This is a genomic window from Pseudoxanthomonas sp. GW2 (assembly GCF_000283075.1).
Lineage (GTDB): Bacteria > Pseudomonadota > Gammaproteobacteria > Xanthomonadales > Xanthomonadaceae > Pseudoxanthomonas.
This window is the reverse complement of the sequence record NZ_ALIP01000102.1, coordinates 1-25,312: the sequence shown is the minus strand read 5'-3', so window position 1 is coordinate 25,312 and position 25,312 is coordinate 1. Positions and strand designations below refer to the sequence as shown.

The 25,312-nt window shown below is 72.6% G+C and carries 21 protein-coding genes, 1 tRNA gene, 2 pseudogenes and 1 riboswitch; of the genes and pseudogenes, 12 read left to right on the top strand and 12 right to left on the bottom strand.

Features of this window, described 5'->3' with window-relative positions; genetic code table 11:
• Positions 1 to 700 (top strand): RNA methyltransferase (locus B351_RS0108020; RefSeq protein WP_019398524.1); only part of this gene is annotated, 700 nt, incomplete at its 5' end.
• Positions 701 to 722: 22 nt separating this feature from the next.
• Here B351_RS0108020 and B351_RS16475 read toward each other — a convergent pair.
• From B351_RS16475 to B351_RS0107995, 5 genes and pseudogenes are all read right to left on the bottom strand, one after another.
• Positions 723 to 2,722: pseudogene (locus tag B351_RS16475) on the bottom strand (glycoside hydrolase family 97 protein).
• 160 nt (positions 2,723 to 2,882) lie between these two features.
• Positions 2,883 to 4,282, bottom strand: a pseudogene (locus B351_RS16470) (M28 family peptidase).
• A 91-nt stretch (positions 4,283 to 4,373) separates the two neighbouring features.
• Entirely contained in the window at positions 4,374 to 4,799 is a 426-nt protein-coding gene (gene mscL / locus B351_RS0108005) for a large-conductance mechanosensitive channel protein MscL (protein ID WP_019398523.1), read from the bottom strand.
• Positions 4,800 to 4,874: 75 nt separating this feature from the next.
• On the bottom strand, positions 4,875 to 5,591 hold the full coding sequence (locus tag B351_RS0108000) for a fumarylacetoacetate hydrolase family protein (RefSeq protein ID WP_039731191.1): 717 nt from the start codon (positions 5,589 to 5,591) through the stop codon (positions 4,875 to 4,877).
• 54 nt (positions 5,592 to 5,645) lie between these two features.
• Entirely contained in the window at positions 5,646 to 5,921 is a 276-nt protein-coding gene (locus B351_RS0107995; RefSeq protein WP_019398521.1) for a hypothetical protein, read from the bottom strand.
• 62 nt (positions 5,922 to 5,983) lie between these two features.
• Between B351_RS0107995 and B351_RS0107990 the strand changes: the two genes are divergently transcribed.
• Positions 5,984 to 6,325: a Rieske (2Fe-2S) protein gene (locus B351_RS0107990; RefSeq protein WP_019398520.1), complete on the top strand. Its 342-nt coding sequence runs from the start codon at positions 5,984 to 5,986 to the stop codon at positions 6,323 to 6,325.
• 6 nt (positions 6,326 to 6,331) lie between these two features.
• On the opposite strand, the gene B351_RS0107985 is transcribed toward B351_RS0107990, so the two are convergent.
• The 4 genes from B351_RS0107985 to thiS form a co-directional block, all read right to left on the bottom strand.
• A complete protein-coding gene (locus tag B351_RS0107985; protein ID WP_019398519.1) occupies positions 6,332 to 8,185 on the bottom strand; it encodes an SLC13 family permease in 1,854 nt (617 codons plus the stop codon).
• A gap of 87 nt (positions 8,186 to 8,272) precedes the next feature.
• Positions 8,273 to 9,037: a tRNA (guanosine(46)-N7)-methyltransferase TrmB gene (trmB, locus tag B351_RS0107980; RefSeq protein ID WP_019398518.1), complete on the bottom strand. Its 765-nt coding sequence runs from the start codon at positions 9,035 to 9,037 to the stop codon at positions 8,273 to 8,275.
• 2 nt (positions 9,038 to 9,039) lie between these two features.
• On the bottom strand, positions 9,040 to 9,834 hold the full coding sequence (locus tag B351_RS0107975; RefSeq protein ID WP_019398517.1) for a thiazole synthase: 795 nt from the start codon (positions 9,832 to 9,834) through the stop codon (positions 9,040 to 9,042).
• Between the two features lie 54 nt (positions 9,835 to 9,888).
• Positions 9,889 to 10,089, bottom strand: coding sequence for a sulfur carrier protein ThiS (gene thiS, locus B351_RS0107970; RefSeq protein ID WP_019398516.1), 201 nt, complete (start codon positions 10,087 to 10,089; stop codon positions 9,889 to 9,891).
• 140 nt (positions 10,090 to 10,229) lie between these two features.
• Here thiS and B351_RS0107965 point away from each other — a divergent pair, with 140 nt between their 5' ends.
• From B351_RS0107965 to B351_RS0107945, 5 genes are all read left to right on the top strand, one after another.
• Complete coding sequence (locus tag B351_RS0107965; RefSeq protein ID WP_019398515.1) at positions 10,230 to 12,026, top strand: autotransporter domain-containing esterase; 1,797 nt, start codon at positions 10,230 to 10,232, stop codon at positions 12,024 to 12,026.
• 64 nt (positions 12,027 to 12,090) lie between these two features.
• A tRNA-Gly gene (locus B351_RS0107960) sits at positions 12,091 to 12,164 on the top strand.
• Positions 12,165 to 12,238: 74 nt separating this feature from the next.
• On the top strand, positions 12,239 to 13,126 hold the full coding sequence (rimK, locus tag B351_RS0107955; RefSeq protein WP_019398514.1) for a 30S ribosomal protein S6--L-glutamate ligase: 888 nt from the start codon (positions 12,239 to 12,241) through the stop codon (positions 13,124 to 13,126).
• Positions 13,127 to 13,677: 551 nt separating this feature from the next.
• On the top strand, positions 13,678 to 14,361 hold the full coding sequence (locus tag B351_RS0107950) for a response regulator transcription factor (protein WP_019398513.1): 684 nt from the start codon (positions 13,678 to 13,680) through the stop codon (positions 14,359 to 14,361).
• Positions 14,318 to 15,727, top strand: a complete 1,410-nt coding sequence (locus B351_RS0107945) for a HAMP domain-containing sensor histidine kinase (protein ID WP_050992159.1) — start codon at positions 14,318 to 14,320, stop codon at positions 15,725 to 15,727. The genes B351_RS0107950 and B351_RS0107945 overlap by 44 nt, the downstream gene beginning before the upstream one ends.
• Here the strand turns inward: B351_RS0107945 and B351_RS17080 are convergent.
• Positions 15,724 to 16,518, bottom strand: a complete 795-nt coding sequence (locus B351_RS17080; protein ID WP_019398511.1) for a hypothetical protein — start codon at positions 16,516 to 16,518, stop codon at positions 15,724 to 15,726. The two genes, B351_RS0107945 and B351_RS17080, sit on opposite strands and share 4 nt — an antisense overlap.
• A 48-nt stretch (positions 16,519 to 16,566) precedes the next feature.
• A complete protein-coding gene (gene metF, locus B351_RS0107935) occupies positions 16,567 to 17,391 on the bottom strand; it encodes a methylenetetrahydrofolate reductase [NAD(P)H] (protein WP_019398510.1) in 825 nt (274 codons plus the stop codon).
• Between the two features lie 203 nt (positions 17,392 to 17,594).
• On the opposite strand from metF, the gene B351_RS0107930 reads away from it, so the two are divergent.
• On the top strand, positions 17,595 to 18,152 hold the full coding sequence (locus tag B351_RS0107930) for a DUF3228 family protein (RefSeq protein WP_026010502.1): 558 nt from the start codon (positions 17,595 to 17,597) through the stop codon (positions 18,150 to 18,152).
• A 139-nt stretch (positions 18,153 to 18,291) separates the two neighbouring features.
• Positions 18,292 to 18,984 (top strand): hypothetical protein, encoded by a 693-nt coding sequence (locus tag B351_RS0107925; protein WP_019398508.1) that lies wholly within the window; start codon positions 18,292 to 18,294, stop codon positions 18,982 to 18,984.
• 64 nt (positions 18,985 to 19,048) lie between these two features.
• Here the strand turns inward: B351_RS0107925 and ahcY are convergent, their stop codons facing one another.
• The gene (ahcY, locus tag B351_RS0107920) at positions 19,049 to 20,494 is read right to left on the bottom strand and encodes an adenosylhomocysteinase (RefSeq protein ID WP_019398507.1); all 1,446 of its coding nucleotides are present in this window, start codon (positions 20,492 to 20,494) and stop codon (positions 19,049 to 19,051) included.
• Between the two features lie 31 nt (positions 20,495 to 20,525).
• A riboswitch (S-adenosyl-L-homocysteine riboswitch) is annotated at positions 20,526 to 20,641 on the bottom strand.
• Positions 20,642 to 20,886: 245 nt separating this feature from the next.
• Between ahcY and ppc the strand changes: the two genes are divergently transcribed.
• The 3 genes from ppc to B351_RS16460 all read left to right on the top strand — a co-directional run.
• A complete protein-coding gene (ppc, locus tag B351_RS0107915; RefSeq protein ID WP_026010501.1) occupies positions 20,887 to 23,601 on the top strand; it encodes a phosphoenolpyruvate carboxylase in 2,715 nt (904 codons plus the stop codon).
• A gap of 329 nt (positions 23,602 to 23,930) precedes the next feature.
• Complete coding sequence (locus B351_RS0107910) at positions 23,931 to 25,022, top strand: glycosyltransferase family 4 protein (RefSeq protein ID WP_019398505.1); 1,092 nt, start codon at positions 23,931 to 23,933, stop codon at positions 25,020 to 25,022.
• Between the two features lie 9 nt (positions 25,023 to 25,031).
• The coding region (locus B351_RS16460; RefSeq protein WP_304412115.1) for a glycogen debranching N-terminal domain-containing protein at positions 25,032 to 25,312 on the top strand (281 nt) is incomplete at its 3' end.

Here is a 25,312-nt window from a genome sequence, read left to right as displayed (position 1 = left end):
CGCGGTGCAGGCGGTGTTCGAACGCCGGCCGCAGGCAATCCGCAAGCTGTACCTGCTGCAGTCGCGGGTGCACGCGCTGCGCCCGCTGCTGGCCTGGTGCGTGCAGAACCGCGTCGGTTACCGCGTGGTCGAGGCGGAGGACCTGGACCGGCTGGCCGCCAGCTCCCACCACGAAGGCGTGGTCGCCGACGTGCTGCGCACCGCGCCGCTGGCGCTGGATGACTGGCTCGCCGCCCTGGCGCCCGGCGCCCCGGCGCTGGCGCTGTGGCTGGACGGGGTGGGCAATCCGCACAACTTCGGCGCGATCCTGCGCTCGGCCGCGCACTTCGGCGCGGCGGTGCTGCTGCCGGAGCGTTCGACCCTGGCCCTGTCCGGCGCCGCCGCGCGGGTGGCCGAGGGCGGTGCCGAGGCGGTGCCCCTGGTGCGCCTGCCGGACAACGATGCGGCGTTGGCGCGCCTGCATGCGGCCGGCTTCGCTTCGGCCGCCACCGTGGTGCGCGACGGCGAGGACCTGTTCGCGCTGCAGCCGCCGGCGCGCCTGGTCTACGTGATGGGCGCCGAGGGCGAGGGCATGGACCCGGGCCTGGTCGGTGCCTGCATGCACCGCGTGTCGATTCCCGGCACCGGTGCGGTGGAAAGCCTCAACGTCGCCGCGGCCACCGCGGTGTTCCTCGCGCACTGGGCCGCGACCCGGTGCTGAGCGCGCCCGGGATCGCCGCGCTTCAGTCGGACGCGGCGATCCGCAGCGGCACCGCCTGCAGGTGCAGCACCGCGCCGCCGCCGGCCGCCAGTTCCAGGCGGATGCGACGGTGGTCGGCATCGATGCGCCGTTGCTCGCGGACCACGTCGGTGGGCGTGGCGCCGTCGCGCCACAGGGTCAGGGTGTAGTCCGCCGCCGGCAGGAAGCCCAGGTCCAGCTCCATGCTGCGTGCCTGGTTGGCCATCGCGCCGATGTACCAGTCGCGGCCCGCGCGGCGCGCGGTCGCGATGTGGCTGCCGATCGCCCCGTCCAGCACCCGGGTTTCGTCCCAGCTGGCCGGCACGCGCGCGATGAATTCGGCGCCGGGGGCGTCGACGTACGCGTCCGGGCTGTCGGCGACCATCTGCAGCGGGCTGTCGTAGACCACGTACATCGCCAGCTGGTGCGCGCGCGTGCCCATCACCTGCGGCCCCTTGAACGAGATCCGGAACTGCTCCGGCGTGGCGTTGCGGAACCCGCCCGGGGTGTAGTCCATCGGCCCCAGCAGCATGCGGGTGAACGGCAGGGTCAGGTTGTGCTCCGGGGTGATGCGCCGGCTCCACTTGTTGTACTCGGCGCCGAGCACGCCTTCCTGGGTCAGGAACTGCGGCCAGGTGCGGTGCAGGCCGGTGGGGTGGTAGGCGCCGTGCAGGTTGAGCATCAGCCGGTGCCGGGCCGAGGCGCGCATCATCTCGTGGAAGAAGGCGACCATCTGCTGGTCGTCGCGCTCCATGAAGTCGACCTTGACGCCCTTGACGCCGAGCCTGGCGTAGTGCGCGAACACCTGGTCCAGGCGCGGCTGCAGCGACTTCCAGTGCGCCCACAGCCAGATGCCGACGCCGCGCTGGCGGGCGTAGCCGATCAGTCCCTCCAGGTCCAGGCCGGGCACCGGCCGGGTGATGTCGGCCCTGGGGTTGTACCGGCCGTCGCCGCTGCTGCCGACGTACCAGCCATCGTCGATCAGCATGTATTCCAGGCCCAGCGCCGCGGCGTGGTCGATGTAGCGGCGGATGGTGGCCGTGTTCATGCCCGGCTCCGGCACGTCCGGGGCCAGGCCGCCGGACCACCAGTCCCAGGCCGACTTGCCTGGGCGGATCCACGAGGTGTCGGCGATCGGCGTGGGCGGATTGAGCCGGGCCACCAGGTCCGACTCCACCAGTGCGCCGGGGCTGTCGCCCAGCATCAGCACCCGCCAGGGCGTGGGATGGCCGCCGGCGTCCACCTCGCCGCGCGGCAGCCGCACGGCCACGCCGGGTTCGTCCAGGCGCGGCGACAGCCTGGCCTCCACGCCCGGGCGGCCATCGCCGCGGCCGGCCAGGACAGGCCGGCATAGCGGTCCAGGTCGGCCTCGGCGATGGCGAAGGTGGTGCTGCCCTCGCCGGTGGCGCACACCAGCGGCAGGCCAAGCAGGTGGTGGGGGCGGATGCGCGAGGCGGCGACCGGGTCGAACTCGCCTTCGTGGCTGGTGCCGAAGCGGCCGAGGTTGAGCGCGTGGCAGGCGAAGTCGCGCGGGAACAGGAAGCCGGTCAGTTCCCCGTCCACCACCAGGTCGCCGCGCGCCGGGCGCGGCAGGCGGTAGCGCAGGGCGACGCCGTCGTCATAGGCGCGCAGCACCAGGCCCAGGATGTGACCGTCCGTGGTGGCCAGTTCGACTTCCAGCTGGCGGTAATGGTCGCGTCCTTCGCGCGACTTGCCCGCCACCAGTTCGTAGGGCTCGTCGGCCTCGCTGGCGCGGCTGCCGGCCAGGCGCAGGCCCTGGGCGATGGGTTCGCCGCCGCCCAGGCGCACGCCCAGCGGCGAGGGCGCGATCACCGCCTGGCCGTCGCGCGCCACCGACCATAGCGGGGCGCCGTCGGCATCCAGCTCGAAAGTGACGCTGTTGCGGCCGTCGGGCGACTGCAGCTGCAGCGGCGCGGATGCCTGGGCGTGGGCCGCAGGCAGGCCCAGCAGGAGGACGAGTACGGTTCGCAGCATGGCTGGCATTCGGCGGCTCCCTTCCTGGTGCAGGGGAGCGTACCCGCTGCCGCGGCTGGCGTCCGGCATGGACCGGTGAGGATCCGGAACACCTGCGCACCCGGCGCGCAGGCATGGCCCGCCGGGGCGGACTGCCTCCGCGGCGGTGCGCCGCGGAGGCCTTGCGCGATCAGTTCGCCGGCCGCGGGGTGGCGCCCGGCTTGCTGCCGAAGTCGCCTTCGGCCTCGGCCGCCAGCCAGGCGAATACCGCCCAGGCGGCGACGTTCTGCTTCAGCGCCTCCGGGTCGATCTTGTCGAGGGTGTCGTCGGCGGTGTGATGCAGGTGGAAGTAGTCGCTGCCGTCCTGGGCCAGCCAGGCCCAGGTCACGCCCTTGGCCGACAGCGGGATGATGTCCGGGCCGGGACTGCCCTGGCCGGGCGCGTCTCGATGCCCAGCGGCGCCAGCGCCTGCGCGATCTGGCGGGTGGCGGCCTGCGCATGCTCCGGCGCGCCGGTGTTGAAGGCGTAGATGCGGCCGGCGCCGAAGTCGCTCTCGGCGGCCAGCTGGTGCACCGCGATCTCGCCGGCATGCCTGTCCGCGTAGGCCCTGCCGCCGACCAGGCCTTGTTCCTCGTTGGCGTAGGCGACCACGCGGATGCTGCGCGCCGGGCGCCGCGGCATCTGCTTGATCAGGCGTGCGGCGGCCATGGTGATGCCGATGCCGGCGGCATCGTCCACCGCGCCGGTGCCCAGGTCCCAGGAATCCAGGTGCGCGCCCAGCAGCACCACTTCCCTGGGCTTGCTGCGGCCGGTGATCTCGCCGATCACGTTCTGCGAGGTGTATTCGCCGTCCCAGCCGCAATCCAGCGACAGCCGCACCTTGACCGGACCGCGCGCGGCCAGGCGCGCCAGCTGGTCGGCGTCGGGGATGCTCAGCGCGGCCGAGGGCACCGGGGCAAGGCCCTCGTCGAAGTGGGTGATGCCGGTATGCGGCACGCGGTGGCTGTCGGTGCCGGCCGAGCGCATCAGGAAGCCGATCGCGCCCTTGCGGATCGCCAGCGACGGGCCGCGCGAACGGATCGCGCCGCCGGGGCCGTAGCCGCTGCCGTCGCGCGCGGCGGGCATCTGGTAGTCGACGAAGGCGATGCGCCCGGCCAGCGAGCCCTCCGGCGCCGCTTCCAGCGCCGCCAGGTCGGGGAAGCGCACGATCTCGGCCTCGACCGTGCCGCCCGGGCTGCCGCCCAGGGCGGTGACCGCCAGCGGCTGCGCGTTGGCGCCGACCACCGCGGCGCTTTCGCTGCGACGCTCCCACTTCGGGAAGGTCACCGGCTCGGTCCACACCTTGTCGAAGCCCAGCTCGCGGAACTTGGCCACCGCCCAGGCCACGGCGCGGGCGTCGGCCTCGCTGCCGGCGATGCGCGGGCCAATCTCGGTGGTCAGCGACTCGGTGACCTTCCAGGCGGTGTCGTCGGCCAGGGCCCGCTCGCGCAGGCTCGCGGCCTGTTCGAGGGCCCGGTCGGGGATGCGGGTTTCGGCGGCGGTCGCCGCCAGCGGGACCAGCAGGGCGGCGGCAAGCAGGGCAAGGCGCATTGCGGCGAGGCTCCGGCGTTGGGAAAAGCCGAGCCTAGCAAGCCCCGCCGGGCCGCTCCCGTGCGCTTGGTCACGGGAGCGGCGGGTCCGCTCAGCGCTGTTGCAGCGAATCGCGGATCTGGCGCAGCAGCAGCACTTCCTCGCTCGGCTCCGGCGGCGCGGCCGGGGCTTCCTCTTCCTGCTTGCGGCGACGGGCCAGGCGGTTGACGCCCTTGACCAGCATGAAGATGGCGAAGGTCACGATCAGGAACTGGATGACGGTGTTGAGGAACTCGCCATAGCCGATCACCACCGCCGGGATCTCGCTGCCGTCGGCGGCCACGCGCGCCGGCGCGAGGGTCCAGGCCAGGTCGGAGAAGTCGACGTTGCCGATCAGCCAGCCCAGCGGCGGCATGATGACCTTGTCCACCAGCGCGGTGACGATCTTGCCGAAGGCGCCGCCGATCACCACGCCCACGGCGAGGTCGATGACGTTGCCGCGCATGGCGAATTCCTTGAACTCGCTGATCATGCCCATCTCGTTCTCCTTCTCTGTCTACGGGTGCCCGCGGCACGGGCGCGAAGCGTAACCCGCGCCGGGCGCGGGCGGCGATCAGGCGGCGACGCGGCCGTGCAGGGTGGCGATGCCGTCCAGGCTGGCGGCGAAGGCGTCACCGGGCTGCAGCGCGGCCACTCCGGCCGGGGTGCCCATGAACACCAGGTCGCCGGCGCGCAAGGCATACAGCTTCGACAGCTCGTGCAGGATCTCCGGCACGTCCCAGATCAGGTCCGACAGCGGCGCGCGCTGGCGCACCTGGCCATTGACCTGCAGCTCCAGCACGCGCCCGTCCAGGGTTCCGGCTTCGGCCGCCGGCAGCAGTTCGCCCACCGGCGCGGAATGGTCGAAGCCCTTGGCGGTGTCCCAGGGCAGGCCCTTGGCCTTGGCCGCGGCCTGCAGGTCGCGGCGGGTCAGGTCCAGGCCGACGGTGTAACCGAACACCAGCGCCTGCGCCTGTTCCACCGGCAGCACCCCGGCCGGGGCGTCGCGGCCGATCGCCACCACCAGCTCGACCTCGTGGTGCAGGTCGGCGGTGGCCGGCGGGTAGGGCACCACGCCGTCGGTGTCCACCGCATCGGCCGGCTTCATGAAGAACACCGGGGTGCCGCGCTCGGCCTTGCTGGCCGGCACCGCGGCGCCCATCTCGCGGGCGTGGTCGGCGAAGTTGCGGCCCACGCAATAGATCCGGCGTACCGGGAAGCGGCCGCCACCGCGCACGGCCAGGCGCGGCACGGGGGGCGCGGGGATGACGTCTTGGTTATCGGCGCTCATGGGCGGCCCGCTGGCTGGAGGGCCGCACAGTCTAGCCGGGGCGGCAGGCCCGGGTCAGCGGGGCAGGGCCTGGCGGCGCAGCACGCGGTACTCGCCGTCCATCACCGGGCGTGCGCCCGGGCGCGCGCTGCCGCGCCCGCGCAGCAGCTTCCAGGCCAGGCCGGCGGCCAGCATGGCCGCACCCACGAACACGCTGAAGAACACCAGCAGCGCCAGCAGGGCCACGCCGACCACGCCCAGGGCCACGCGCAGCAGCGGGTGCCGCGGCTTGCGGGGCTGGAACAGGTCGCGCAGGCGCGCACTGTCGAAGCGGAAGGAGCGTTGGTGCATTTCGGTGCCGTGCCAGAATGGCGGTGGCCGGCAGTATCGGCGCGATGCCCACGCGAGGTGTGATGAATCCGTTAAACCAGGAACCCCTGCTCAGCCTGGACGCCCTGCCCGACGGCGCCCTGGCCGAGGCCCAGGCCGTGATCGACGGCGAGTCCGAGTCGCTGGTGGTGTACCGCAGCGGCGAGGCCGTGCGCGCCTGGCTCAACGTCTGCCCGCATGCCGGCCGGCGCCTGGACTGGGCCCCCGGACAGTTCCTGAAGAGCCGCGAGGGCCAGCTGGTGTGCGCCGCGCATGGCGCCGCGTTCGAGCTGGAGCGGGGTGGCTGCGTGGCCGGGCCGTGCCGCGGCGACCGCCTGCGGCCGGTGGCGGTGGAAGTGCGCGACGGCCAGGTGTGGCTGGCCTGAACCGGCTCAGCGGCCCCAGAACATCAGGTTGACCACGGTCACCGCGATCGCCGAGTACAGCAGCGACAACGGTCCGCCCACGCGCCACAGCTGGCGCGAGGTGTAGCCGGCCGGGCCGGTGATCATCGAGATCACCGGGTTGGAGGCGGTCATGAAGTTGTTGGAGGCCGACAGCGCGGTGACCAGGGCGAACGCGGTCGGGTCGCCGCCCACCGCCAGCGCCAGGTTGATCGCGATCGGCACCATCACGATGGTCGCGCCGACGTGGCTGATCACCAGCGAGAAGCCGGTGGTCAGCAGCGCCACCGCGATCTGCAGCACCCAGGGCGGGGTGCCCTCCGGCAGCCGGTCCAGGGTGTTGCCCGCCACCCACGCCGCCGCGCCGCTGCTGTCCATGGCCCAGCCCAGCGGGATCAGGCAGGCGGTGAGGAACACGGTCTTCCAGTTGATGGCGGCGTAGGCCTCGTCCATCTTCAGCACGCCGGCCAGCAGCATGCCGGCCACGCCGGTCATCAGGATCAGCGACACCGGCAGGCGCGCGAACAGCGCCACCAGGATGGTGAAGGCGAAGATCGCCATGGCGATCTTGAACTTGTGCGGGCGCTGCTCGCCCTTGGGGTAGTCGGTGACCACGGCGAAGTCGCGGCTGCGCGCCGCCTGGGCCAGGTCCTGCCAGAAGCTGTGGAACACCAGCATGTCGCCGGCGCGCAGCGGCACCGAGCGCACGTCTTCGCGGATCACCTGCTTGTCGCGGTTGATCGCCAGCAGGCTGATGCCCAGGCGCTGGCGCAGGCGCATCTCCCGCGCGGTCTTGCCGATGAAGGTCGAGGTCGGCGGCACCACCGCCTCGGAGATGCCGGCGCGCGCCGGGTTGAACAGGTCGCCGAGGTTGCGCAGGCGCGAGGACATGCGCAGGAAATGGTTCTGGGCGAAGTCGGCCACCTGCTGGCGGCGGCCCATCACCCCCAGCACGCTGCCGACCCAGATGCGCATGTCCGCCGGCGGCGCCAGGCGGGTGTCGTTGCCGGTCTTCAGCGCCAGCAGCACCGGCGCGTCGTGCAGGTTCTCGGCCTCGCCCAGGGTCATGCCCACCAGCGGGCTGTCGGCGGTCACCGCCAGTTCGTAGACGTCGCCGTCCAGGCCGTAGGTGCGGGCGAAGTAGCCCTCGGTGCTGGAGGGCGTGGCGTTCTCGCCGCCGGTTTCCTCCTCGGCCAGCTTGCGGTTGCCGTAGAAGCGGAAGTACAGCAGCGAGCCCACCAGCAGGGCCAGGCCCACCGGCGCCGGGGCGAACATCGACAGCGGTTCCAGCGTGGCCATGCCCGAGGGCAGGTTGTTGTTGGCCGAGACCAGCAGGTCGTTGAGCAGGATCAGCGGCGAGTTGCCGACCATGGTCAGCGCCGCGCCCATCACGATCGCCGCGGCGAGCGGCAGCAGCAGCCGCGACAGCGCCATCCCGGTGCGGGTGGACAGGCGCGAGGCCACGGGCAGGTACAGCGCCATCACCGACGGGTTCTGCATGAACGAGGAATTGAGGCCGGCGATGGCGGTGGTCATCAGCATCAGCCGCTGCTCGATGCCGTGGCCGCGCCGCAGCAGCCAGCCGGCCAGGCGGTTGAGCGCGCCGGTGCGGTCCAGGCCCGCGCCCAGCACCATCGTGGCCATGATGCTGATCACCGCGTTGCCGGAGAAGCCGCTGAAGATCTCCTCCGGCGCCACCAGGCCGGTCACGCCCAGCACCACCAGCACCACCAGCGCGACCAGGTCGGCGCGGATCCGGTCGAACACGAACATCGCCATGGTGAAGGCCACCAGGCCCAGCACCAGGCGCATGTCGTTGGTCAGGGTCAGGCCGGATTCCATGGCGTCCCCGTGCTCAGCGCCGGCCCGTGGCGGGACGGCGGCCGTGGCCGCATGCCAGGTGCACGACGGCGGCCACGGCCAGGTGCCTCATCCTGCGACGGGCTCCGGCGAGGGGGCGTCGGTGCGGTCGTACAGCAGGTCCCACACGCCGTGGCCCAGCTTCAGGCCGCGGCGCTCGAAGTGGGTCTGCGGCCGCCATTCCGGGCGCGGCACGTGGCCGCGCGGGCCGGCGCGGTTGGCCAGCCCGGGGGTCGCCTCGAGCACGTCCCACATGTGCTCGGCGTAAGGCTCCCAGTCGGTGGCCAGGTGCAGGCGGCCGCCGATGCGCAGCTTGCGCACCAGCAGCGCGGCGAACTCCGGCTGCACCAGGCGGCGCTTGTTGTGCCGCTTCTTGTGCCACGGATCGGGGAAGTAGATCCGGATCTCGTCCAGGGCGCCGTCGGCGACCTCGTTGCGCAGCACCTCCACCGCGTCGTGGTGGTAGACCTTGACGTGGTCGCTGCCGTCGGCGGCCAGGGCGTTGAGCAGGCGGCCCACGCCGGGGGCGTGCACCTCCAGGCCGATGTAGTCGCGCGAAGGGTCCTGCTGCGCGGCGAAGCGCAGCGCCTCGCCGTTGCCGAAGCCGATCTCCATCACCTTCGGCGCGGCGCGGCCGAACAGGGCGTCGTAGTCGCGCACCTGGCCGGTGTAGTCGATGCCGAAGCGCGGCCAGGCCTCGTCGAACGCGCGTTGCTGCGCCGGCGTGAACCGGCCCTGGCGCAGGACGAAGCTGCGGATCTCGCGCCGGCCCTCGCTGGCGGTGTAGGGCTTGGGCGGGGCCTTGGCGCCCTCGCTGGTGAACGGGTCGGTCATCGTCAGCCGATCAGTCCGTCCACGGGGGAGGAAGCGCTGGCGTAGCGCTTGCGCGGGATGCGCCCGGCCAGGAAGGCCTCGCGCCCGGCCTGCACCGCCTTGCGCATGGCGCTGGCCATCAGCACCGGGTCCTTGGCCCCGGCGATGGCGGTGTTCATCAGCACGCCGTCGCAGCCCAGCTCCATGGCGATGGCCGCGTCCGAGGCGGTGCCCACGCCGGCGTCGACCAGCACCGGCACCTTGGCGTTCTCGATGATCTCCAGCAGGGTGTAGCGGTTCTGTATGCCCAGGCCCGAGCCGATCGGCGCGGCCAGCGGCATCACCGCCACGCAGCCGATCTGCTCCAGCTGGCGGGCCAGGATCGGGTCGTCGGAGGTGTAGACCATCACGTCGAAGCCGTCGGCCACCAGCAGCTCGGCCGCCTTGAGGGTCTGCACCACGTCCGGGTATAGGGTCTTCTGGTCGCCCAGCACCTCGAGCTTGACCAGGTTGTGGCCATCCAGCAGCTCGCGCGCCAGCCGGCAGGTGCGCACCGCGTCCTCGGCGGTGTAGCAGCCGGCGGTGTTGGGCAGGATCGTGTACTTCTCCGGCGGCAGCACGTCGAGCAGGTTGGGCTCGCCCGGGTTCTGGCCGATGTTGGTGCGGCGGATGGCGACGGTGACGATCTGCGCGCCGGCGGCCTCGGTGGCGCGGCGGGTCTCGTCCAGGTCCTTGAACTTGCCGGTGCCGGTCAGCAGGCGCGAATGGAAGGTCCGGCCGGCGATGACCAGCGGATCGGAAGCGGGAACGTTGTTCATCGGCCGATTATGGCCCGCGGCGCGTGCAGGCGGAACCGGCGCGGCGCTTCCTGCTCAGCCGCCGCCCAGGGCATGGACCACTTCGACCCGGTCGCCCTCGGCCAGCACGTGGGTGGCATGGCTGCCGCGCGGCACGATTTCCCCGTTGACCTCGACCGCGACCCGGCGCCCGGCCAGGCCCTCGGCTTCCAGCAGCGATGCGATGGTGGTTGCGGCCGCGAGGCTGCGCGGCTCTCCGTTCAGCACGATGTCCATGGCCGCGATTGTCGCATCCCGCGGCGCCTGCCGCAGCGCAGCGTGGAGCCGGCGCGCGCATCGCCGATCATTGCGGCAACCGTTTCGGTTCCAACCAACCATCGCCGGCCCGCTGATGCCCGGCACCACAGGAGTTCCGCATGTCCCAGTTCCGTCCCCTGCGCAAGCTGCTGCCGCTGGCCCTGGCCCTGGCGGCCGCCCCGGCGATGGCCGGGGAATACAGCCGCACCGTGTTCTTCGGCGACAGCCTGACCGACTCCGGCCACTTCCGCGGCCTGGTCCCGCCGGAGGCGCGGGCGTTCGCCGGCAAGTTCACCACCAACCCGGCCCTGGTCTGGTCCGAGCAGCTGGCCCAGCACTACGGCACCAACGCCAGCCCGGCGGTGGACGGCGGCGACAACTACGCCCAGGGTGGCTCGCGGGCCGCTGTTCCCAACGCCCCGGCCGACAGCACCCTCAGCCAGGTCCAGGCCTACCTGGGCGCCAATGGCGGCCGCGCCGACGGCTCGGCGCTGTACACGGTGTGGACCGGCGCCAACGACATCTTCGCCATCAGCGACGGCGCCCCGGTCGATGCCACCATCGCCGCCGCGGTGGGCGGCACCGTGCAGGCGGTGGGCGCGCTGGACGCGGCCGGTGCCCGCTACATTCTGGTCCCGAACCTGCCCGACATCGGCATCACCCCCAGCGCCATCGCCGCCGGCCCCGTGGCCCAGGCCACGCTCACCGCGCTGTCGGCCGGCTACAACGAGGCGCTGTACGGCGCCCTGGGCCAGGCCGGCTACAAGGTGATCCCGCTGGATACCTTCAACCTGCTGCGGGAGATCGCCGCCAGCCCCGCGACCTACGGGCTGGCGAACGTCACCGGCGTGGCCTGCCTGCCGCCGGGCAGCAGCTCGCTGGCCTGCAACCCGACCAGCTACGCCAGCCCGGACGCCGGCACCACCTACCTGTTCGCCGACGGCGTGCATCCCACCGGCGCGGCCCACGCGATGCTGGCCGACTACGCCGTCTCGGTGCTGGAAGGCCCGCGCCTGGCGGCGATCCTGCCGCACGCGGCGACGGTGACCGGGCGCAGCCGCGCCGACCAGGTGGCCCTGCACGTGGACGGCCGCCCGGCCGCGGCCGGGGTGCGCTGGTGGGGCGGCCTGCGCGCCGACCACCAGCGCTACGACCACGGCAAGCTGTACGACGGCATGGCCCCGGCGGCGCTGTTCGGGGTGGACTGGTCCAACGGCAACGGCCTGGTCGCCGGCGGCTTCGCCGGCTACGGGCGCATGGACGCCGACTTCGGCCGCAACCGCGGCGGTTTCACCCAGGACGAGACCACCCTCGGCGGCTTCGTCGGCTGGTACGGCCAGCGCGCCTGGGTGAACGCGCAGGCCAGCTACACCTACCTGGACCTGGACGTGGACCGCGACGTGCGCATCGGCCCGGCGCTGCGCCGCCACTCCGGCTCGACCGAGGGCCATGCCAGTGCCGTGGGCGTGTCCGGCGGCTTCCAGTTCGGCGAGGGCGCGCTGCGCCACGGCCCGGTGGCCTCGCTGCTGTGGCAGAAGATCGACCTGGACGGCTGGACCGAGGGCAACACCTCCTCCAGCGCCCTGGTCCTGCCGGACCAGTCGCGCGACTCGCTGGTCGGCAGCCTGGGCTGGCAGCTGAGCTACGACACCGGCGACTTCACCCCGTACCTGCGCGCGACCTGGGATCGCGAGTTCGAGGACGCGCCGGCGCGGGCCACCGCGCGGCTGCAGACCATGCCGGGCGTGGAGTTCGCAGTGCCGGGCCTGGACATCGACGACAGCTACGGCACGGTGGTGCTGGGCGCGCGCTTCAACCTGTTCGGGCTGAAGGCCGACCTCGGCGCGCGCGGCACCCTGGACCGCGCCGGCGGCACCGACGCCGGCCTGTTCCTGGGCCTGGCCGGCGGCTTCTGAGCCGGCGCCGTGGTGGGCACGGGCGTTGCGCCCGTGCCCCGCGGCCGCATAGACTTCCGGCCGTGCGGGAGTAGTTCAATGGTAGAACTGCAGCTTCCCAAGCTGCTAACGCGGGTTCGATTCCCGTCTCCCGCTCCATATCCCGCAAGACGCCGCGCGAGCCGCGGCGTCTTGCGTTTCCGGGCCATGCACGCGGACCGCGCGAGATCGAGATGAAGCTGGCGATCCTTTCCCGCAACGGCTCGCTGTACTCGACCCGGCGCCTGGTCGAGGCCGCGCGCGGCCGCGGCCACAGCGTGCGCGTGCTGGACCCGCTGCGCTGCTACATGCGCATCGCCCCGGGCGACTTCGCCATGCGCTACAAGGGCAAGCCGGTGTCCGGCTACGATGCGGTGATCCCGCGCATCGGCACTTCGGTCACCCGCTACGCCACCGCGGTGCTGCGCCAGTTCGAGCTGATGGGCAGCTGGACCCCCAATCCCTCCGACGCGATCCTGCGCGCGCGCGACAAGCTGCGCGCGCACCAGTTGCTGGCCGCGCAGGGCATCGGCCTGCCGACCACGGTGTTCGGCGACAACCCCGACGACACCGACGACCTGCTCTCGCTGCTGGGCCCGCCGCCGCACGTGGTCAAGCTCAACGAGGGCGCCCAGGGCGCGGGGGTGGTGCTGACCGAGAAGGCCTCGGCCTCGCGCGCCACGGTCGAGGCCCTGCGCGGGCTGTACGCCAACTTCCTGGTGCAGGAGTTCGTGGCCGAGGCCGCGGGCGCCGACCTGCGCTGCTTCGTGGTCGGCGACCGCGTGGTGGCGGCGATGCGCCGCCAGGCGGCCGAGGGCGAGTTCCGCTCCAACCTGCACCGCGGCGGCCAGGCCAGCCCGGCCGAGGCCAGCGCCCGCGAGCAGGAGGTGGCGGTGCGCTCGGCCCGGGCCCTGGGCCTGGAGGTGGCGGGGGTGGACCTGGTCGCTTCCAGCCGCGGCCCGCTGGTGCTGGAGGTCAATTCGACCCCGGGCCTGGAGGGCATCGAGAGCGCCTGCGGGGTGGACGTGGCCGGGGCCATCATCGACCACGTCGCCCAACGCGTGAGTCTTTTGGATCAATAACTTATGCAAGACCCGGGCGGCGGCCAGGGGGCTTTAACACCCCTTTAATCGCCCCGTCCGTAGTCTCGCCCGGACCGCAGGCTCCATCGTCCCGGGCGGGTTGCCGCCCGCCGGTGTCCAGGGACTACGGTAATCGGGGCACTACTTCGGCCCAGGCGGTCAGGCCTGGGCCTTTTTGTAGGTCCGGGGCCCGGATTGCCGCCCCACTCGGCGCAGGGGCAGAATCGGACGGCGCGGAACCCCGCCTGCCCACCGCGCAAGCGGACCTCCCCGACCGGAGCCCCCTGATGCGCAAGCCGCTGCCGCTTCCACCGACCGCCATGGGGCCCGCCGCCGGGCCGGCGGCCTGGACGGCGCGTTCCGCCCCGGCCCGCGTAAACGCCATGCTCACCCGCAAACGCGAGGATGGTCGCCTGGCGTGCCGCCGCCTCCCGGCCGGCCGCTGGCGCGCCGCCAACCGCGTGGCCGCGGCCGCGCGGCCGCGCGCGCAGAACCCGATGCGCTCCCGCCCGACCATGGCGCGAGCCGCCCAGCCAACGACAGGATCCTAAGTGCGCATACTCGTCATCGAAGACAACAGCGACATCGCCGCCAACCTCGGCGACTACCTCGAGGACCGCGGCCACACCGTGGATTTCGCCGCCGACGGCGTGACCGGCCTGCACCTGGCCGTGGTCCACGACTTCGACGCCATCGTGCTCGACCTGAACCTGCCGGGCATGGACGGCATCGAGGTCTGCCGCAAGCTGCGCAACGAGGCGCGCAAGCAGACCCCGGTGCTGATGCTGACCGCCCGCGACAGCCTGGAGAACAAGCTCGCCGGGTTCGATTCCGGAGCGGACGACTACCTGATCAAGCCGTTCGCGCTGCAGGAGGTGGAGGTGCGGCTCAACGCCCTGGCCCGGCGCGGCAAGGGCGTGCAGACCCGGATCCTCAACGTCGGCGACCTGGAGTACAACCTGGACACCCTGGAGGTGCGGCGCGAGGGCCGGCTGCTGCAGCTCAACCCCACCGCGCTGAAGATCCTGCAGGCGCTGATGGAGGCCTCGCCGGCGGTGGTCACGCGCCAGGAGCTGGAAACGCGCGTCTGGGGCGAGGAACTGCCCGATTCCGATTCCCTGCGGGTCCACATCCACGGGTTGAGGGCGGTGGTGGACAAGCCCTTCGCCACCCCCTACATCCAGACCCGCCATGGCATCGGTTACCGCATCGCAGCCCCCGAAGGTGGCAACTGAGCAGGCGCCGGCGGAACGGCCGCCCGGCCGCCGCCGGCCGCGCCGCTTCCGCAGGCGGCTGCGCACCCGCATCATCCTCTCGTTCCTGCTGCTGGGCACCGGCCTGACGGCACTGTTCGCGTTCCTCACCGACTACGCGCGCCAGCGCGTGGAGAACCAGCTGGTCGAGGACGTGATGAACCGCAACATCAACGAGTACGCGCGCCGGTTCTACATCGACCCGACCCGCAACCCGGACCTGCCGGTTCAGCAGATGTACGGGCGGGTGGTGCGGCGCCCGGACTTCGAGCAGCTGCGCCGCGACGAGCCGGACTGGTACGAGCTGCCGGACGGGATCCACAACATCGTCGGCCGCGACGAGGACGGCGAGCCGTTCGCGTACAAGCTGGCGGTGCGCAAGACCCCTGACGAGTGGTTCTTCCTGGCCTACGACATGACCCAGGCGCTGCGCGGCGAGGCCCAGCTCAAGCGCGCGCTGTTCGCCTCGCTGGTGCTGTTCAGCGCGCTGTCGTGGCTGATCGGCTGGTGGTCGGCGTCGCGGGGGATGCGCCCGGGGACCGAGCTGGCCGCGCGCCTGCGCGCCTACCGCGGCAGCAGCCAGCCGAAGAAGCTGGCGCCGCACTTCCCCGAGGACGAGGTCGGCCAGCTGGCCGAGGCGCTGGACGACTACGCCATCCGGCTGACCGAGGTGGTGCAGCGCGACCGCGAGTTCAACGCCGACGTCAGCCACGAGCTGCGCACCCCGCTGGCGGTGATCAAGGGTGCGGTGGAACTGCTGCTGTCGCGCCCGGACCTGGACGAGCGCACCCGCGCCCGGCTGCTGCGCATCCAGCGCGCCGAGCAGCAGTGCAGCGACCTGATCGGCTCGCTGCTGCTGCTGTCGCGCAACGAGCGTGGCCAGGGCCGCAGCGACGTGGCCGTGGTCGCCGAGCAGCTGCTGGAATCGCACCGCGCGCAGCTGGGCGGCAAGTCGCTGGAGCTGCGCCTGGAAGGGCGTGAGGGCGAGCTGGTGGTGGAGGCGCCGGAGGCGGCGCTGTCGGTGGCGCTGGGCAACCTGATCGGCAACGCGGTCAAGTACACGCCTTCCGGCGAGGTGCGGGTGCGGCTGCTGCCGGGCGCGGTGCAGGTGGTCGACACCGGGCCCGGGCTCAGCAGCGAGGATGCGGCCGGCCTGTTCCGCCGCGGCTACCGCGGCACCCACGCCGGGCATTCGCAGGGCGCGGGCATCGGCCTGTCGATCGTCAGCCGGCTGTGCGAGCTGTACGGCTGGGAGGTCAGCGTCAGGCCGCGCGAGGACGGCCAGCACGGCGTGGTCGCGACCCTGGCCTTCGGCGGCCGCGGGGCGGCCGCGGTGCGCGCCGGCTAGAGCTTCAGCCACAGGCAGCCGAAGCGGCGCTGCAGGCCGAACACGGTCCGCGCCGGCGTCGCCGTGCCCGGCAAGGCCTGCTCCACGCGCAGGCCCACCGTGCGCGGCGGGGGCGGCGCCGGTGGCGGCGCGGCGGTGGAGGCCAGCAGTACCGGCTCTGCCGCTGCCTGCGCCAATGCTTCATCCGCACTGCCGCGCGCGCTGCCCGTGCCACCGCCGTCCATGCGCATCCAGTCCGGCAGCCAGCGTGCGGCTTCCGGCGGCGCCGATCCGGGCATGCCCGCAAGCTCCGGCACCGGCTCCCGTTCCGGTTCCGCCACCGCCGGCGGCGGCTCGCTGGCCGGCGCCGCGGACAGCACCGGGACGATGCCGAGCACCGGCCGCGCCGCGATCCGTTCCAGCCGGTCCAGCACCCGTGCGGCCGCGCGCCCGGAGACGCCGACCCAGTCGTACAGGCTCGAGAGACGGTTGCCGTCGCGGGTGGCGAGGGCGCGGTTGAGCCGCCCGGCCAGCTGCGACGGGGTGCGCGGGCAGCCGCCGGGGGGCGGAGTCTGCCCCGCGCCGCTGGCGGGGCCGCCGGCCGGCGCATCCGGCGTGGACGGGGCCGGCGCCAGGAATTCTTCCGGCGCGATCGGCACCGCACCCAGCTCGCTGCAGCGGCGGTCGGTGAACACGCTGCGTCCGGCCGGGTCGACGCAGCGCTTGATGCTGTCCTGCGCGAGTGCGGGTGCCGCCGCGGCGGCCAGCGCGGCAAGGGCAAGGCGGGGCAGGGGCGGCAGCCGGCAGGACATGCGCCCGAGCCTAGCGACGCCCCCCGTGCACGGGAGGCGAACGCCGGGTCAGGCCAGCCGCTGCAGCACGGTTTCGGTCGGCCGGGCCAGGTTGAGGGTGTAGAAGTGCAGGGCCGGAGCGCCGCCCGCGACCAGCCGCCGGCACAGGTCGGCGACCACGTCGGCCCCGAACTCGCGCACCGCCGCCAGGTCGTCGCCATAGGCCTGCATGCGCCGGGCGATCCAGCGCGGGATCTCCGCGCCGCAGGCCTCGGAGAAGCGCTTGAGCTGGGTGAAGTTCGAGATCGGCATGATCCCGGGCACGATCGGCACCTCCACGCCCAGCCGGCGCGCGTCGTCGACGAAGCGGAAGTAGGCGTCGGCGTTGTAGAAGTACTGGGTGATCGCGGCGTCGGCGCCGGCCTCGACCTTGGCCTTGAAGTGGCGCAGGTCGGCCAGCGCGTCCTCGGCCTGGGGATGGGTTTCCGGGTAGGCCGCCACCTCGATGCGGAAGTGGTCGCCGTGCTCGGCGCGGATCAGCTGCACCAGCTCGGCGGCGTAACGCAGGTCGCCGGGATGGCCCATGCCCGATGGCAGGTCGCCGCGCAGGGCGACGATGCGGCGGCAGCCGAGCTCGCGGTAGCGCCGCAGCAGTTCGCGGATCTCCTCGCGGCTGCCGCCCACGCAGGACAGGTGCGGCGCAGCCTCGAACCCATGGTGCTGGTTGAGGTGGCGCACGGTGTCGGCGGTGTAGCTGAGGGTGGAGCCACCGGCGCCGAAGGTGCAGGAGACGTATTCGGGGCCCCAGGCCGCCAGGCGGCTGGCGGCGCGGTCCAGCTGCGCGCGCTGCTCGTCGGTCTTGGGCGGATAGAACTCGAAGCTGATCGGCGTCATCGCGGCATTTCCCGAGGGGCGCCGCAATCATATCTCTTTATCGCGATGGATGGGTAGAAGCCGTGATTGGTGATTGGTGATTGGTGATTCGTGATTGGTGATTCGTGATTGGAGGGCCGGGACCCCGGGGTTGGGGCGCAGGGGGATGCCTTGCTTTTTCGAATGACGAATGACGAATCACGAATCACGGCCCAAAATGGGCCATGCGCATCGTAATGACCCCCTTCGCCCGCCCCCGCCTGTTCCCGCGCCAGCCGCGGGGCAACACCATCCGCGACTGCAGCGCCGAGGAGTTCGAGCGCTACCTCAACGAGCATCCGCCGCTGAAGGTGCTCGACGGCTACGCGCCGTTCTGCAAGCTGCACGTGCACCGCAACTGGACCAGCACCCGCTGCCTGACGGTGCCGATCACCGATGCCAACCGGCACCTGCTGCGCTCGGCCTACGAGGCGCGCACCCGCGAGGAGCTGCCGGTGCTGGTGCGGTGGTTCGAGGGGGGGGAGCCGCCGGTGGCCAACTACCTGATCCCGATCCTGTACAGCGCCGAGCAACTGGCGAAGGAAGGCAGCCCGATCGACGGCGACTGGGGCATCGTCGGCTGCCTGTACACCATGGAGCCGGAGGAAATCCCGATGGCGCCCATCACCATGATGCGCAACGCGCTGGGCGTGGAGGAGGGCGGCTCGGGCGTGCCGCTGGACCGCGAGGCCTACCGCCGCAGCGTGGAGTTCTGGGAAAACAACGCCAACTGGCGGCCCTGAACCGCCGCCGCCGCGGTCCGTGGCCCGGCCGGGCTTCAGGACCGGGCGGTCGCGGCCGATCTAGAGGTGCCAGCCCCGCGCGGGGGATGGTCCGGCGCGCCCGCTGCCGGCGCGAACCTGCCACTGCCGATCCGAGCGCATGAGCATCTTCCCGATCGTCATGATGACCGTCCTGGCCATCTGGGCCGCCTGCGCCACGGCGCTGGCGGTCATCGGCGCGCGCCGGCTGCGGCGCGAGCGCAGCGCGCACGGCCAGGCCCAGGACCGCATCGCCCGCTACCGCGCCGCGCTGCGCCGGACCGAGGAGAAGGCGCAGTCGCTGGCGCTGCAGCTGGAGGCCCTCCAGCGCGAGCACGCGGCCCTGCGCCGCGAGCTGGAGGAAAGCGAGGCCGAGCCGGAGGAACGGCCGGTGCCGACGGTGATGATCGACTGCCTGGACATCTCCGGCGAGATCGGCACCCTGTTCGAGCACGTGGCCCGGGTCGCGACCGCGATCCGCGACTACAGCGCCTACACCCGCGGCCACTACGGGCCGGAGCACAGCAAGGCGCGCTACGACCTGCTGTGGCTGTCCGACTGCCTGCACACCTTCGACCGGGTCGGCAAGGCCCTGGCCGCCGGCAGCCAGCGCTCGCTGTCGGCCGCCTGCCAGGAGCTGCTGCAGATGTACGACACCTACCTCACCGACAGCTCCGGCTACGACAGCCGCGACACCTTCCGCCGCCTGTCCGACCGGGTGCCGCTGACCGGCGTTTCCGAGGCGATCCGCTCGATCGTGATGAAGACGACGGCCACGCCGGAGGAGATCGCCGCCGCCCAGCGCATGGTCTGAGCCGCGCGCAAACGGAAACGGGCGCCTCGCGGCGCCCGTTCCGTGTTCCGTCCCGGGGGACAGGTCAGTAGCGGTAGTGCTCCGGCTTGAACGGGCCGTCGACCGGCACGCCCAGGTAGTCGGCCTGGGCCTGGGTCAGCTTCGTCAGCCTGACCCCGATCTTCTCCAGGTGCAGGCGCGCCACTTCCTCGTCCAGCTTCTTCGGCAGGCGGTAGACCACCTTCTCGTACTTGTCCTTGTTCTGCCACAGGTCGATCTGCGCCAGGGTCTGGTTGGAGAAGCTGTTGGACATCACGAAGCTCGGGTGGCCGGTGGCGCAGCCCAGGTTCACCAGGCGGCCTTCGGCCAGCAGGAAGATGCTGTTGCCCGAGGGGAAGGTGTACTTGTCCACCTGCGGCTTGATGTTCAGGCGCACGGCGCCGGAGTTGTTCAGGCGGTCGACCTGGATCTCGTTGTCGAAGTGGCCGATGTTGCAGACGATGGCCTGGTCCTTCATCGCCTGCATGTGCTCGAGGGTGATGATGTCGCGGTTGCCGGTGGTGGTGACGTAGATGTCGGCCTTGCCCAGGGTGTCCTCGACGGTGGCGACCTCGAAGCCCTCCATCGCCGCCTGCAGCGCGCAGATCGGGTCGATCTCGGTGACGATCACGCGCGCGCCGTAGGCGCGCAGCGAATGCGCCGAGCCCTTGCCGACGTCGCCGTAGCCGCAGACCACGGCGACCTTGCCGGCCAGCATCACGTCCATCGCGCGCTTGAGGCCGTCGGCCAGCGATTCGCGGCAGCCGTAGAGGTTGTCGAACTTGCTCTTGGTGACCGAGTCGTTGACGTTGATCGCCGGCACCAGCAGCTTGCCGGCCTCGGCCAGCTGGTAGAGGCGGTGCACGCCGGTAGTGGTCTCCTCGGACACGCCCTTCCAGTCGGCGACCACGCGGGTCCAGTAGCCCGGGCGCTCCTGCGCGACGCGCTTGAGCAGGTCCTTGATCACCTGCTCCTCGTGCGAGGAGGAGGGCGAGTTGACCCAGCTGTCGTCGCCCTGCTCCAGCTCGTAGCCCTTGTGGATCAGCAGGGTGACGTCGCCGCCGTCGTCCACCACCAGCTGCGGGCCGGCGAGGGTGCCGTCGGGCAGGGTGAAGGTCAGTGCGTCCAGGGTGCAGTCCCAGTATTCCTCCAGGGTCTCGCCCTTCCAGGCGAACACCGGGGTGCCGGTGGCGGCGATCGCCGCCGCGGCGTGGTCCTGGGTGGAGAAGATGTTGCACGAGGCCCAGCGCACGTCGGCGCCGACGTCCTTCAGGGTCTCGATCAGCACCGCGGTCTGGATGGTCATGTGCAGCGAGCCGGTCACGCGCACGCCCTTCAGCGGCTGCGCGGCGGCGTACTTGCGGCGGATCGACATCAGGCCCGGCATCTCGTGCTCGGCGATGTCGATCTCCTTGCGGCCCCAGTCGGCCAGCGAGATGTCGGCGACGCGGTACGGGGCGGTGGCGGGGGAGGTCTGTGCTACGGCGTTCATTGCATGCTCCGGAGGAAAGGGGGAGTCCCCAGTGGTCCGGGCGCCGTTGTCGCGGAAGATGCGCGTCGAGCCTGGCCAAGTCCGGCCCGGCTGGCGGGCGGTGGCGGGAAACCCGCGCGATCCTTGGTCGCAGCGCCCCTCGACGGCGCCGGCGCATTATATCGGCGCATCCGGATCGGGGGATGAACCCGGCGCGGCAGGGGGCCGCATCCGGGCTTCGGCCAGCCGGGTCGCGCTCCGGCGCGGGGAGCCGCCCCGCGTGGCCTGCGACCGGGCCGGCCCCGATGCGCGGCACGGCGACGGTTTCCGATACGCCTGAAACTTTTGCGGCGCCGCACAACCCCCGGCTAAGCTGCCAGATCGCTGGTCAAAGCAGAGCCGTGCGCGTGCCGATGAACGCTCCCCGCAACCTCGAGTTTGCTCCACCGGATCTTCCCCTGCGCGACGACGTGCGCCGCCTCGGCGCGCTGGTCGGCGAGATGCTCGCCGAACAGGAGTCGCCGGCGTTCCTGGAGGAAGTGGAGCGGGTGCGCACCACGGCCATCGCCCGCCGCCAGAACGGCGGCGGCATGGCCTCGCTGTCGGCGCTGCTGGACGGCCTGGAGCCGGCCCATGCCCAAGCCCTGGTGCGCGCCTTCAGCACCTACTTCCAGGTGGTGAACATCGCCGAGCGCGTGCACCGCATCCGCCGCCGCCGCGACTACCAGCGCGCCGGCGGCGACAAGGCGCAGCCGGACAGCCTGCTCGATGCCCTGCGCCGCCTGCGCGCGGCCGGGGTGGAACCGACCGAGCTGCTGGAATGGCTGGAGCGGATCGACATCGAGCCGGTGTTCACCGCGCATCCGACCGAGGCGGTGCGGCGCGCGCTGCTGGAGAAGGAACAGATCATGGTGGCGGCGCTGATCGACGACCTCGACGGCAACCGCACCCCGGGCGAGCGCGCCGCCGACCTGGCGCGCTTCCGCATGGCCCTGACCTCGACCTGGCAGACCGCCGATTCCTCGCCGGTGCGCCCGACCGTGGACGACGAGCGCGAGCACGTCGGCTTCTACCTGACCGAGGTGCTGTACCGGATCATGCCGGTGTTCTACGAGACCCTGGAGCACGCGCTGGGCGATACCTTCGGCATCGCCACCGAGCTGCCGCGCCTGCTGCGCTTCGGTACCTGGGTCGGCGGCGACATGGACGGCAACCCGAACGTCGACGCCAACACCATCCGCAACACCCTCGACGCCCAGCGCCGCGCGATCCTGGGCAAGTACGCGGCCGAGCTGCAGCAGCTGGCCAGCGTGCTGACCCAGAGCACGGGCGTGGTCGGGGTGGACGCGGCGGTGCTGGAGCGGCTGGAGCAGTACCGCGCGCTGCTGCCGCAGGCGGCCGCCGCCAGCCGCCCGCGCCACGCCGACATGCCCTACCGCCTGCTGCTGGAGCTGATGCGCGCGCGCCTGCTGGCCACGCTGGAGGACCAGGCCAGCGGCTACGGTTCGCCGGAGGAGTTCGCCGCCGACCTGGACCTGGTCCGCAAGAGCCTGGAGCACAACCGCGGCGTGCACGCCGGCTGGTTCTCGGTGCGGCGCCTGGTGTGGCGCCTGCGTACCTTCGGCTTCCACCTGGCACGCCTGGACGTGCGCCAGGAATCGACCGTGCACGCGCGCGCCATCGCCGCCGCGCTCGGCGACGAACAATGGGAGAGCCGCGACCCGGTCGAGCAGGCGCGGATCCTGGCTGGGCATGCCGGCGCCGGCCAGCCGCTGCCGCAGGCCGGCGACGAGGGCAACCGGCGCCTGGACGCGGTGTTCGGCGCCCTGGTCGACGCCCGCCGCCGCCACGGGCCCGACGCGCTGGGCGCCTACATCATCAGCATGGCGCGCAGCCGCGCCGACGTGCTGGCGGTGCTGGCCCTGGCCCGCCGCGGCGGCCTGGTGGACGAGGCCGGCCGGGTGCCGCTGGACATCGCCCCGCTGTTCGAGACCGTGGACGACCTGCGCCACGGCCCGGCCACCCTGCGCGACCTGCTGGCCGACCCGGTGTACCGCGAACACCTGCAGGCGCGCGGCAACGTGCAGATGGTGATGCTGGGCTACTCGGACAGCGGCAAGGACGGCGGCATCGCCGCCTCGCGCTGGAGCCTGCAGCGCGCCCAGGTGGAGCTGCTGCAGGTGGCCGAGGAGCATGGCATCCGCCTGACCTTCTTCCACGGCCGCGGCGGCTCGCTCAGCCGCGGCGGCAGCAAGACCACCCGCGCGGTTGACGCCTCGCCGCGCGGCAGCGTCGACGGCCGCCTGCGCGTGACCGAGCAGGGCGAGGCCATCCACCGCAAGTTCGGCATCCGCGCCCTGGCCCTGCGCTCGCTGGAGCAGACCACCGGCGCGGTGCTGGTCTCCAGCATCCGCCCGCGCCCGCCGGAGCCGCGCGAGGCGCGCTGGCGCGAGGTGATGGATACCGTGGCCGAGGCCAGCAGCGTGGCCTACCGCGCCCTGGTCGGGGCGCCGCGGTTCATGGACTACTTCCGCAGTGCCACCCCGATCGACGTGATCGAGCGCATGACCCTCGGCTCGCGGCCCTCGCGCCGGCTGGGCGAGGACGCGGCCCTGTCCAACCTGCGCGCGATCCCGTGGGTGTTCGCCTGGAGCCAGGCGCGCGCGGTGATCCCCGGCTGGTTCGGCGTGGGCAGCGGCCTGCAGGCGGCGGTGGAGCGGCACGGCGAGGAGGTGCTGCGCGAAATGGCCGCCGACTGGCCGTTCTTCCGCACCTTCCTGGACGACATCTCCATGGTCCTGGCCAAGGGCGACATGGGCATCGCCGAGATGTTCTCGCGCCTGGCCGGGGATGAGCTGCACGCGCAGTTCTTCCCGCGCATCCGCGACGAGCACGCGCGCACCCGCGACTGGGTGCTCCGCCTGAACGGGCACGAGTTCCTGCTCCAGCATGACCAGCGCCTGGCCCTGTCGATCCGCCTGCGCAACCCGTACGTGGACCCGATCAGCGTGCTCCAGGCCGACCTGCTGCGGCGCTGGCGCACCAGCGGGCGCGAGGACGATGCCCTGCTGCGGGCGCTGGTGGCCAGCGTCAACGGCGTATCCCAGGGCGTGCAGAACACCGGCTGAGGCCGGCCCCCGCCCGGCGCGGCCGGGCCCGGGCGGCGGGGCTTGAAAGCGCCGCCGCCGTCCCCAGATTCCCGGCCGCGGCGGCGCCCACGGCCGGCCGCGGAAACACCGCTTCCACCGTCCCCCGTGTGTCTTCCGGGCCGACCGACGGTGCTGGCCGTGCGTCCCCTTGCGTTGCCCGTGGCCGCCCGGCCGCGGGCGTGGCCCGTGGCTTGCCGCCGGCGACCGCAACGAGGAGGAGCACGATGAACGTAGACGCGTTGATCCTGTACCGCCACGCGCGCAGGCCGTCAGCCGGCGGCCCGGGCCGCCGCTGAGGAGGGCCCGGCATGCGCATCGCCCATATCGCACCCCTGTACGAAGCCGTCCCGCCGCGCCTGTACGGCGGCACCGAGCGCATCGTCGCCTACCTGGCCGACGCCCAGGTGCAGCTCGGCCACGAGGTGACCGTGTTCGCCAGCGGCGACAGCCGCACCCGCGCGCGCCTGGTGGCCTGCCGCGACCAGGCCCTGCGCCTGGATCCGGAGCCGCTGAAGTCCGACGTCGCCGCGCACCTGGCCATGCTGCACGAGGTGCGCCGCCGCGCCGACGAATTCGACGTGCTGCACTTCCACGTCGACCTGTTGCACTTCCCGATGTTCGAGGACCTGGCCGGGCGCACCGTGACCACCCTGCACGGGCGGCTGGACCTGGCCGGCCTGGCCCAGGCCTACCGGCTGTGGCCGCGCTACCCGCTGGTGTCCATCTCCGACCAGCAACGCCAGCCGCTGCGCTTCGCCAGCTGGCTGGGCACGGTGCACCACGGCCTGCCGGAGGACCTGCTGCAACCGCCGGAGTCGCCGCGCGGCGACTACCTGGCGTTCCTGGGCCGGATCTCGCCGGAGAAGCGCCCGGACCGCGCGATCGACATCGCCGCCCGCGCCGGCATGCCGCTGCGCATGGCGGCCAAGGTCGACGCGGCCGACGCGGTCTACTTCCATGACTGCATCGAGCCGATGCTGGAGGCCGAGGGCGTGGAGTTCATCGGCGAGATCGACGACGCCCACAAGTCCGGCTTCCTCGGCCACGCCGCCGCGCTGCTGTTCCCGATCGACTGGCCCGAGCCGTTCGGCCTGGTGATGATCGAGGCCATGGCCTGCGGCACCCCGGTGATCGCCTGGGACCACGGCTCGGTGCGCGAGGTGGTGGAGCACGGCGTCACCGGCTTCATCGTCGCCTCGATGGAGGAAGCGGTGGCCGCGGTGGAGCGCCTGCCCGAGCTGGACCGCGCCGCGATCCGCCGGGTGTTCGAGCGCCGCTTCTCGTCCACGGTGATGGCGCGCGGCTACCTGGACCTGTACCGGCGCCTGGCCACCCGCGCCACCGAGGCGGCCAACGACGCCGTGGCCGGCGACGGCGACGCGTTCGTGCGCAGGGCCTGAGCCATGCGCATGGCGCGCACCCTCCCGGCCAGCCGCCAGGTGAGTTATTCGCTCAAGGACGGCGACAGCTTCCTGGTCAGCGACGCGCTGGGCGACATCCACGGCGGCGACGTGGCCGATGGCCTGTTCCACGACGGCACCCGGGTGCTGTCGCGGCTGCGCCTGGGCCTGGACGGCACCGCGCCGACCCTGCTCAGCGCCGCCACCGCGCACGACAAGGTGGTGTTCACCGCGCACCTGACCAACCGCCCGCTGCCGCCGATCGGCGGCAGCGCGGCGGCGGGGCGGGG